The 10,074-nt window shown below is 65.6% G+C and carries 11 protein-coding genes; 9 read left to right on the forward strand and 2 right to left on the reverse strand.

Annotation, left to right across the window (positions count from 1 at the left end; translation table 11 throughout):
• The first annotated feature begins 45 nt into the window (after positions 1–45).
• The 4 genes from ACFPZI_RS37155 to ACFPZI_RS37170 are packed head-to-tail and all read left to right on the forward strand — an operon-like array spanning position 46 to position 6,378.
• Entirely contained in the window at positions 46–1,503 is a 1,458-nt protein-coding gene (locus tag ACFPZI_RS37155) for a site-specific integrase (protein WP_381371580.1), read from the forward strand.
• On the forward strand, positions 1,503–3,464 hold the full coding sequence (locus ACFPZI_RS37160; RefSeq protein ID WP_381371581.1) for a hypothetical protein: 1,962 nt from the start codon (positions 1,503–1,505) through the stop codon (positions 3,462–3,464). Before ACFPZI_RS37155 ends, ACFPZI_RS37160 begins: the two co-directional genes overlap by 1 nt.
• Positions 3,461–5,980, forward strand: coding sequence for a hypothetical protein (locus ACFPZI_RS37165; RefSeq protein ID WP_381371582.1), 2,520 nt, complete (start codon positions 3,461–3,463; stop codon positions 5,978–5,980). The genes ACFPZI_RS37160 and ACFPZI_RS37165 overlap by 4 nt, the downstream gene beginning before the upstream one ends.
• Positions 5,980–6,378 (forward strand): hypothetical protein, encoded by a 399-nt coding sequence (locus ACFPZI_RS37170; RefSeq protein ID WP_381371583.1) that lies wholly within the window; start codon positions 5,980–5,982, stop codon positions 6,376–6,378. Before ACFPZI_RS37165 ends, ACFPZI_RS37170 begins: the two co-directional genes overlap by 1 nt.
• A gap of 4 nt (positions 6,379–6,382) precedes the next feature.
• On the opposite strand, the gene ACFPZI_RS37175 is transcribed toward ACFPZI_RS37170, so the two are convergent.
• Entirely contained in the window at positions 6,383–6,628 is a 246-nt protein-coding gene (locus ACFPZI_RS37175; protein ID WP_381371584.1) for a hypothetical protein, read from the reverse strand.
• Here ACFPZI_RS37175 and ACFPZI_RS37180 point away from each other — a divergent pair.
• The gene (locus ACFPZI_RS37180; protein ID WP_381371590.1) at positions 6,512–7,231 is read left to right on the forward strand and encodes a transposase family protein; all 720 of its coding nucleotides are present in this window, start codon (positions 6,512–6,514) and stop codon (positions 7,229–7,231) included. The two genes, ACFPZI_RS37175 and ACFPZI_RS37180, sit on opposite strands and share 117 nt — an antisense overlap.
• 96 nt (positions 7,232–7,327) lie before the next feature.
• Here the strand turns inward: ACFPZI_RS37180 and ACFPZI_RS37185 are convergent, their stop codons facing one another.
• Positions 7,328–7,717, reverse strand: a complete 390-nt coding sequence (locus ACFPZI_RS37185; RefSeq protein ID WP_381371585.1) for a helix-turn-helix domain-containing protein — start codon at positions 7,715–7,717, stop codon at positions 7,328–7,330.
• Between ACFPZI_RS37185 and ACFPZI_RS37190 the strand changes: the two genes are divergently transcribed.
• The 4 genes from ACFPZI_RS37190 to ACFPZI_RS37205 form a co-directional block, all read left to right on the forward strand.
• Positions 7,716–8,048, forward strand: a complete 333-nt coding sequence (locus ACFPZI_RS37190) for a transposase (protein ID WP_381371586.1) — start codon at positions 7,716–7,718, stop codon at positions 8,046–8,048. The two genes, ACFPZI_RS37185 and ACFPZI_RS37190, sit on opposite strands and share 2 nt — an antisense overlap.
• A gap of 220 nt (positions 8,049–8,268) precedes the next feature.
• Positions 8,269–8,607: a hypothetical protein gene (locus ACFPZI_RS37195; protein ID WP_381371587.1), complete on the forward strand. Its 339-nt coding sequence runs from the start codon at positions 8,269–8,271 to the stop codon at positions 8,605–8,607.
• Between the two features lie 7 nt (positions 8,608–8,614).
• Positions 8,615–9,385: a transposase gene (locus ACFPZI_RS37200; RefSeq protein ID WP_381371588.1), complete on the forward strand. Its 771-nt coding sequence runs from the start codon at positions 8,615–8,617 to the stop codon at positions 9,383–9,385.
• 334 nt (positions 9,386–9,719) lie between these two features.
• A partial coding sequence (locus ACFPZI_RS37205; RefSeq protein ID WP_381371589.1) for a hypothetical protein occupies positions 9,720–10,074 on the forward strand: 355 nt, incomplete at its 3' end.

Raw genomic sequence — 10,074 nt, forward strand, 5'->3', positions numbered from 1 at the left:
AGCTGTTAGGTTCGCTGATCTCTACTTGTCTCAGGGGAGGGGCAGTTGGACTATTTCTTTGTCTCGTACGAGAAGGTGCGCCGGTACTACGAGGCACCGCCGAAGGTCGATCTTGATGCACTGGCGTATGTACAGCGGCCGGGGGCGGTGAAGGAGGGTACGCCGTTCTTCCTGGGCCCGGACATGCGCCCGCTAGAGCCGTTATGCAGCTTCTTCCTGGAGTTGTCGAAGACGTTGGAAGCGAAGTCGATGCAGGACTACGCCTACGACGCCATGGACCTGGTGGAATTCCTGGGAGAGATGGACCCGCCGACAGACTTGTTGTCGGCCACCGAGGACGATCTGCTGGCGTACCGCGAAGACTGCACTGAGCTGCGGGAGTCCCCGGACATGCCGGCCACTTGGCAGCGGCGCCGGGCAACGATCAACAACTTCTACCACTGGGCCGTACACAGCGCGAAGCTGCTGGATGAGCCGCCCTACTACCGGCGCGCGAATGGCCGGGACGTGCTGTCCTGGGGCGCGACGAGCGAGCTGGACGTGCGGCATCTGACCTTTCGGCAGTGGCGTCTCTTCAAGCAGGTGGGGTTGCGCGGCCTGCTGCCGGATGACCGCGTTGACCGTGCGTTTCGCGGCCAATCCCCGCTGCGGAACAGTGCGGCTGGAGAGCTTGCGATCACTACGGGTACGCGGTTGCGGGAGTTCAGCTGCCTGCTGGACATCGAGGTGCCCGCGCCGCGGCGGGACGGTTCCCCGGCCGAAGTGCCGCTGCAGGCGATCGCCAAGTACGGGCTACCTCGGACGGTGATGGTCCAGGACGCGACGCTGCGCGAGATCGACATGTACCGCCGCACTGAGCGGGCCGCCATGGTCAGGGCGTCAGCCAAGGCCTTGGCCAGGCGGCGGGAGGAACTGTTCGTCGTCACAGACATCGATCTGCGCCGCAGGAAACTGAAGGGAATCCTCGACGGCCGCCGCCGTACCCTCCGCATCGAGGCCATACCGGCCGGGATCCGACGCCGGGCGGTCTTCGAGAGTGACAGAGGTCTGGAGCCGATGGCCTTGTTTGTCGGCCGTGGCGGGCGGATGCCGACCAAGCAGCGGTGGGAACAGGTCTTCAGCGAGGCCCACCGGCGGACGCTGCGGATCGCCGAGGAGTACGAGTGTGACGTGGTCATGCCCGAGCAGCTGAAGATCCACGACACCAGGCACACCTTCGCGATCTACATGCTGCAGTCGTTGACCCAGCTGATCCTGCGGGAAGAGGCCGCGCGGCTACGTGAGGGAGGGCATGACGCGTTCTTGGTGGACCACATCTCCAGGAACCCTCTGCTGGTCCTGCAGCAGTTGCTCGGGCACCGGCGACCGAAGTCCACGATGCGGTATCTGCGCTATCTCCGGGACACGAACGCCCTAGTCAACAAGGCTATCGCCGAATGGAACGACCAGGACAAGAGCTATGTGGACTACGCGTCGGCCGTCGCGGAACGAGAGGTCGCCTGATGGCCCGGAGGGGAGAGCGCAAGGCTCGCACCCGCGCCAGCGCTCCGGCACCGAAGCCGCAGCCGAGCAAGATCGGTGTCCGGGTCTGGGTCGAGGAATACCGGGGCCGTTCCAAGACGCACAGCATCGACCCCTCGGTCTATCAATGCCGGCTGCTGGTTGGTCAGTTGGCCGACGAGTGGCTGAAGATCACGCGGGCTTCGTCGCTGTCCGGGGGCGGCACGGGCTATTCCACGGCGGTGCGGCTGTTCGCGACGTTCGCCGACCAGTATCTGGCCGGGCTCGGTCTGAACCCAGAGGATGCCCGTCTGGACGGGCAGAGTATCGACCTTGTGGAGGTCATCTATCAGTGGGAGGGGGCACTACGGCAGAAGTACGGCCTCCAGTCGAAGCAGCCCTATAACCACGTGCGTTCGCTGCTGACTTTGATCGGGCAACGGGCAGGCGCGGACCCCAAAGTTCCCGGGAACCTGCGTAAGCGTGCACAGGCGCCGGCTTCCTACCGGCCCGGGCGGGGCAGGCCGCTGGATGAATTCTCCAACGCCGAGCGGATCGCCTTGCGGGACGCTGCCCGCGCGGCCGTGCGCAAGACAGAGGACCGGCTGGTACGTGGCCGTGAACTGCTGGGGGCGGGCACTGACCCTGCTCTTGGTGGATGGCGTGATCTGCCGAACCTCTTGTGGGTCACCCGGACAGGGCTGCTGAACTCGCAGGTCCTCACAGACAACCTCCCCAAGAACCCCCGCTGGTGGCCACTGGAGGTACGGGAGCTGCTGCCGGAGTGGACAGGGGAGGGGCAGAGGCCGGGCATCCGGGCCCTGGGCCGGGCTTTGGGTCGGATGTTGTTCCCCGACGAGCTGGATTTGCAGGCGTTCAGAGTTCTGCTCCTGCTGGGGATGACCGACATCACTCCTGAAGAACTCCATGACCTGCATCTGTCGGACATGGAGTTCACTGACGGTGGTTTGCGGCTGGTGCAGCAGAAGAAGCGGGCCATGAGAATCCGGGCTGATCTGCACCGCGAGACGGAGACACTGCCGGAAGGCAAGAGCGACGACAGCAAGGGCCCGTTCTTCGCGGGCGGCGGAGCCTGGGACGTGCCGGGCCTCATGCGGCGGCTGTTGGCGGCCACGGAATTGACCCGGGACGCGTTCGACGGTGAGCCGTGGCTGTTCCTGGCCGTCGAGCGTCGATACGAGGATGGGCGGCTCGAGGCGAATCTCGCCAGGTTCAACGGCAGAGAACGTCGCTTCACCCACTGGATCGCAGATCAGCGCGACGGACAGGGACGTCCTCTGGAAATCTCCCAGCCGCACGATGTGCGTCGCCTGCGCAAGACGACCAAGGTCACGCGGGCGGTGGCCCTCGGTGGCACGGTCACGGACCTGGCCGGCGACGACCACCACGTGGAGGTCTACCGCGGGCACTATGCCCAGGGCACGACCGCGCACATCATGGCGGGCAGAGCGGTCAACCGGGCCCAATCGTGGGTCTTTCAGCGCACTCTCGCAGCTCCCGTCCTGGTCGACGAGGATGCCGAGTCCCGCCTGGAGGAGCCGCATGTCGCCGAGGACCTCGGATTGAACCCTGGCCAGGCGGCAGCCATGAGGGCGGGCGAGCTGGACATGGGGCTGGTGAACTGCCGCGACCCCTACGACTCGCCACACACACCGGGAAACAAGCTCTGCCATGTCGCGCCGGCGATGTGCATGCTCTGCCGCAATGCGGTGATCTTCACCTCGCAGCTGCCGCGGTTGCTGTTGCTTGCCGACCACATCGAGCGGATGCGGGCCGCGCTGCCGCCTCCGCGATGGCAGGCCGTCTGGGGAGCCCAGGCCGGTGCCCTGAAGGAAGTGTTCGCCGAGTGCGCGGACCGGCTGCCCGCAGCCCGGCAGGAGATCACCGAACTTGGGGTCCGGCTCGACCTGCCCCTGGGACAGCGAACGGAGTACGGCCGATGATGGCCCGGCCCTCGCCCGCACCGCTGCCATCGGCCAGGTTCCGCGATGACGAACCGGTTTTCGGCCACTCGCACCAGGTGATTGAAGGCGTTCCTATCCCCCTGTTCGGTGACAGCGACAGCTGGCTGCCCGACTGCATCGGCCGACCGGCGAACCGGTTCCCTGCCGACTGGAGAATCACCTTTCCCGCCGACGATTCCCTGCTGAACCTGCAGTTGCGGGAGACGGCATTTGCGCTGTTCAACCCGACACACCCAGTCCTGCGGGAGGCGGAAATCTACCTGCCGGCCGAGCCGACGGCTGTGAGCACAGTACGCATCCACTGCCAGAAACTGCAGGTAATCATCCGCTGGGCCCACAAAGAGGGGCGCGATGCGGACCTGGGGCAGTGGGACCAGACGGACTGGGAGGCACTCCTCAACGACCGGACCGAACTGGGCGAGCCGGACACGGTGGCCGCCTACATCAACGCCGTGAGGGCCCTGCGGAGGGTGGTTAAGGTCGTCACAGGCGTCACTCCGTTCGGCGACCCCTGGGGCGACCGGCCTGCCAGCCACGTCGCGTGGGAGGCGGTTCAGAACGCCGCGGCTGCACAGGACGGGCTGTCTACCCCAGCCATCCCCCCGGAGACATGGTGGCCCCTGCTGCGGGCGGCCTGGGCATATGTCCACACCTTCGCCCCCGATATCTTCAAGTGGCGGGAGCTCTTCGAGCGGCATCCGGCTGCGATGCCCGGCCAGGCCCCTCGTTCTGACCGGCTGAGCATGACGAGGTCGGCATTGGTCGACGCCATGGTGAGCGAGTGGCTTGCCCACCCCGGGAACCTTGTCCCGGTACACGCCAAGGAGCTGAACGGCGCCCCAGTTGGGGCACCTGTCTGGCAAGCCCTGAGCAAGATGATCACGGAGGGGAAGAACAAGGACCTCTTCTCCGCCCGCAGGCAGAGCGCCCGCATGGAAGCACGCCGGGCCGCAGTGCTGGACGCGGTTGAGCGCGGGCAGAGTAAACCGGTCTACGCGACGAAGAGCAACAGAGACCTGGACGCTCCCAGCTATCGCCCGACGTCAACAAGGATCTCCAGCTCCAGGCTGGACGACGATGTCCGCCGCTGGCTGTCCGACCCAGCCAACCGCGTTCCCGTCCGCGGCTCGGCCGACCGGAACGGCGAGGCGGGTACCCCCGTCCTGGCGACGCTCGCTCGTCTCATCTGGGGGGCCGCAGGACGCGAGCGCCTGGACCTCCGCAAGGATTTCAGCCGGGTCCGCCTGAGGATGATCGAGGAGGCGGTGGCGGCCGGGCAGGTCGTCCACCTGGACGGAGTTGACGGCGACCGCAGGGGGTGGCGAGAGTTGCCGATGCCATGCCCGGAGGCAGTCGCGGTCACCCGGCCGGACGGCAGCGTCGGCCCTTGGCGCACAGAGATCACGCGGTCGCAGCTGAGCGAGGAGCTGCGGATGCTCCGAGCGGCTTGCTACGTCTTCATCGCGGCGATGAGCATGATGCGCGACTCGGAAGTCCAGGAGATCAGACGGAATGCGCTGGTGACACGCTTCGGGTCACCGGCTCTGGTCTCCCGCAAGACAAAGCTGGAACCGGCCCGCCCCGAGCTGTTCTGGTGGATCATCGAACCCGTCGCCGAGGCAGTCGCGGTCGCCGAACGCCTCTCCTGGCACCCCACGCATCTGTTCGCGACCCTCGCCCCGCCGTCCGAGGACAACGACAAGAAGGCGAAGCCGCAGGGGCGGCGGGGCATCCGCTCGCCTTTCGAAATTGACTTCTTCATTGACCAGGTCAACGCCCATCACGACCGGCTGGGGCTGGACAAGATCCCACAAGCCCACGTGCGGTCGCACATGTTCCGGAAGACCATGTCGGTCATCACCGGTCAGCAACCCGACGGGGAGATCGCGCTGGGCATCCAGCTTAAGCACGCCGCCCGCCGTGCCCTGGCCAACCACACCACCCAGGCATATGCCCAGATGGACACGAAGTGGGCCAAGGAATTCGATCAGCAGCTCGAACACGCCGCCTCTCTCAAGCTGGTTGACCTGCTCAAGGCCCGCCGCAACGGCGAGACCGTCGCCGTCGGTCCCGGAGCCGGCCGCCTGCACGCTGGGCTCGACAAGGTCATCGAAATCATGAACAGCGATCCGCAGCTGCGGGCCCAGATAGCTGACGAACGTGTTGAGGCCTCCCTGCTGGCCTCGGAGTTTCCCGACCTGCACCTGGGCACCATCAACCACTGCATGTTCGACGCCCCACAGGCCGAGTGCCAGAACCAGCTGCCAGAAGAACTACGGGGACAGGCACCCTTGATCGGGGCCTGCCAGCCCGACCGCTGCCGCAACTCGGCGATCACCCGCGCGCACGCGCCGATCTGGATAGCCGAGGAAGAAGATCTGATTGCCCTGGCCAAGGAGCCCCGCCTGGCACCGCCCCGCCGGGAAGCCGTTCTGATCCGCCTTGAGGACGTCCAGCGCATCACCCGCGCACTGCGAGAAGAAGGAACTGCTTGATGCCGGTGTCCGCCGCGACCGAGACCAAGCTGCGGGAGGCCATGGCTAGGCTGCTGGCCGGGGAGCCCCTGCACACCGACGGGGCTCTGACCAAGGAGAATCTGGCCCGCGAGGCAAAGGTCAGCCACGCGACCGTCCACCGGGCCGAGACCGTCCTGGCCGAGTGGGACGCCCAGGTCGCCCGGCCGGTGCTTCGCACACCCGGCGAAGTGCAGCGAGACGAGACGATCGCCGACCTGCGCAAGAAGCTCCGCGAGGCCAACGCGAGAGTTACCGAGATCCAGGGCAAGTTCGACGCTCTCGCGACTGTGACTGCGAACCTCTACCAGGAGAACCTGACTTTGAAGAAGAAGCTAGGCGGCCGTCAGTGGCTGGCGGTCATTCCGGCTCAGGAATGACCGATCACTCGATCCCGTCGGTGTCCAAGACGTGCAAAAAGCTCCTCAGGAATCTTCTGGTTTGGTCGTCGTCGGCCACGTACTTCTCTTTGAAACGACTGTCCGCCCATGACGTCTTGCCCGTCTTGCGGATATTCAGTTCGCCACCCGAGATCGAATATTTAGTATCTTCACTCGCGAGGGTGACCGCCGCTGCAAGCTCCCGCCGCACCAACGCGCGCTCGTCGGTCTGGTGTACCTGCGCAAGCACGACACCCTGGCCCAGATCTCCGCCGGCTTCGGCATCTCGGTCGGCACCGCCCACGCCTACACCGCTGCGGTGATCGACCTCCTGGCCACCCGGGCGCCCGGTCTGCTCAAGGTCCTGCGCGAGCACGAACCGGAGTACGTCCTGCTCGACGGGACGCTCGCCGAGTGCGACCGGGTCGGCGACGGCCGGGCCGACTACTCGCACAAGCACCGCCGCCACGGCGTGAACATGCAGGTCGTGACCGACCCGGCCGGGCACGTGCTGTGGATGGCACCGGCCCTGCCGGGCCGGTGCCACGACCTGACCGCGGCCCGCACCCACCGGATCATCCGGATCTGCGAACGCCAAGGCGTCCCCATCCTGGCCGACCGCGCCTACCAGGGCGCCGGCCCTTGGGTCACCACCGGACGCAGACGGCCGCCCGGCGGGCAGCTGTCCCCGACACAGCGGACGGTCAACCGGGCACTGGTCACGTCCCGGGCGCCCGTCGAACGGGGCATGGCACTGCTGAAGTCCTGGCGGATCTTCCGAAGGTCCCGGATCAGTCCCAACCGCATGACGTCAGTCGCCAAGGCCATCCTCACCCTGGAGAGGCAGCGCTGAAAACGCTCACTGTTGAGGAAACCTAATTGAAAGAGTTGGATTATTTTTTCAGAAGAACAAGAGTACCTTCCAGCAGTCAACCTTTCGATTGCTGCCTTACTTGGGATCTCCAGATCGAGCGTCAAAGATTTCCAAAAGAGCAGATGGGGGAATCTGCAGGCCGCGCGCAAGGTTGAGCAAGGTTGTCAAGCTTGGATTGCGGTTCCCGTGTTCGATATAGACCACGCCGCGGAAGCTCATCCCGCTTCTCTCTGCCAGCTCTTCAAGGGTGAGTCCCTGCGCTTCCCGTAGGCGCCGCAGATGCATACCGAATGCGTGAAGCTGCGGGTTTGGTCGATTCGATCCCGGCACGCAACCGACTCGAACACTGAAGCGCGTTTGACTGCCATGAACAGTTGTGCATAATCGATCGCTGGTTGTGATGCGCTCAGGCTCACCGCCCAGTGCTGGTCGTGACGGCAGAAGCCCTTCGAGAGGAACCCGCATGCCTGCTCAGAGGAAGTACCCACCTGAGTTGATTGAGCGGGGGGTCCGAATGGTCAGGGAGCTGAGGCAGGACGACCCCGGCCGGTCAGGTGTGGTTCGGCGAGTGGGGGAGATGATCGGCGTCCATCCCGAGGTGTTGCGGCACTGGGTCAGGAAGGCCGACGCCAAGGCTGGCGAGTGCCTAGGCTCAACGAACGTTGACGCCGCTCACCTTCGTCGACTCGAACAAGAGAACGCGGAGCTGCGTCGGGTGAATGGCATCCTTAAGGCGGCAGCAGTTTTGTTCGCTGTCGAACTCGAGGAAGGGAAGGGAGTCTCCAGTACTCAATAAGTGATCTGATAAACGCAGGGTGCGGGTTGGTCGTGGGTGGTGAGCAGAGATTGGTTTTGATCGGCTGCGGGACTCAAGTTCTATGTCGTTTGACGGTGATTAGCGAATCGGTGTCAGTGCTTACTAAGGGCTGTCCCGTAAAAGGCTGGCTGGCGCCCGCGCCAGGTGCTGAGCGGGATACTCGCGGGACCCCGGCGCGGGGCTGTGACAGCCTGCGGACATGCCAGAGCTGCGTGTTCATGCGGGTCGTCACTACGCCATCCAGTTCCACTACGCCTTGCCGGACGACGCATGGTGCGTGGAGCTGAGCGAGGCCGTCCCGGCGCCGGCCGCGTGGGCTGAGATCCCCAGCGCCGAAACGCATTTGCCTGGAGTGGCCTTCCTGGTGGCGGTGATACCCGACGAGGATCCGGACCTGGAGCCGACCGTCCACATCCACAGCCACGACGAGCACGTCATCCCCTACGAGATCATGCGCTGGTTCATGGAGCACGTGGCCGGGCAGGTTGAACGCTGCCGCATCGCCTTCGAGCAGGGAGAACCTGAAGCAGTGGAATGATCACGCAGTGACTGGTGTGATCACGGCGTCGGAGCCCTCCTGGATAGCCCCGTTCAGCGGGCTCAGCCCGCGGCAGTTCGGCAAGCTGATCACCGCGCTGCGGCGCGAGGGTGTAGATCCGGTGCGCAGGGGCCGGCCGTGGAGCCTGCCGCTGGAGGACCGGGTGCTGCTGGTCGCCGCGTACTGGCGGACGAACCTCACCCTGCGCCAATTGGCGCCGCTGTTCGGGGTGTCCAAGTCCGCAGCCGACCGCATCATCGACCACCTCGGACCCGCGCTCGCGCTCCAGCAACGCAAGCGGTTCCGCAAGGACACCGTGCTGATCGTGGACGGCACCCTGGTCCCCACGCGCGACCACAGCATCGCTGAGCAGTCGAAGAACTACCGGTATTCGACCAACCACCAGGTCGTCATCGACGCCGACACTCGGCTGGTCGTCGCGGTCGGTCGGCCGTTGCCCGGCAACCGCAACGACTGCACGGCGTGGGAGCTGTCCGGAGCGAAGGCCGCCGTCGGCAAGACCACGGTCATCGCGGACGGCGGTTACCGGGGCACCGGCCTGGTCATCCCACACCGCCGCGAACCCGGCCAGAGCGAACTGGAGGCATGGAAAGAGGACCACAACCGCTCCCACCGCAAGGTCCGCGCCCGCGTCGAGCACACCTTCGCCCGGATGAAGACCTGGAAGATCCTCCGCGACTGCCGCCTGAAAGGCGACGGCGTCCATCACGCCATGCTCGGCATCGCCCGCCTGCACAACCTCACCCTCGCCGGGTGACGACGAACAGGCAGGTCAACACACACGTCCTAGATCATTTACGGGACAACGCTTAGTCGAGCGGGCACAGATTGCCGGTAGGGAAGTTTGACTCGCCTCAAAATTTGGAGGCGCCAAGAAAAACCAAGGCCATCCTGGACGTGCCGGTGTGTGGGGGGGCGGTGGGACGTCGTCCGGATCGCGCCGTCACTTGGTGCACTTCGTGATGGTGAGGGTCGGCCGGCAGCCGCGCTCGTCCTCACCGTGACAGGACGGCCCCGAACTACGGAACTTGATCGGGCGATGTCAGGTGATTGCCTGACAGGTGAGGGGTGGGTCCGGTAAATCTGTGCGGGTGACTGAGTCCACGCCCAGCGAGCCCACCCCCGAGGATGGCGAGCCCGCCTCCTTCGCCGAGACTGCGAAGAACTGGGTCAAGAAGCACAAGACGAAGATCGGCGTCGTCGGCGCCGCCGTGGGCCTGGCCGTCGTTGGCGTGGTCGCTCGTCTCGCCGAGGGGCAGGCTGCCGAGGACACCGAGGGTTCCGAGCCGGCCTCTGGCCCTGTAGACGCGAGCCAGCCACGCAAGCCCTCTGTCCTTCATGCCGTAATCGATCACCTAAGGACGCTCCCGGACGGTCAGCACGCCAGCGAGGAGCGCAGGGCGGCGTACAAGGACGCGACAGGTGAAGACCTTCCGGCTGGCCAAA

This window comes from Streptomyces chlorus (genome assembly GCF_042655885.1).
Lineage (GTDB): Bacteria > Actinomycetota > Actinomycetes > Streptomycetales > Streptomycetaceae > Streptomyces > Streptomyces chlorus.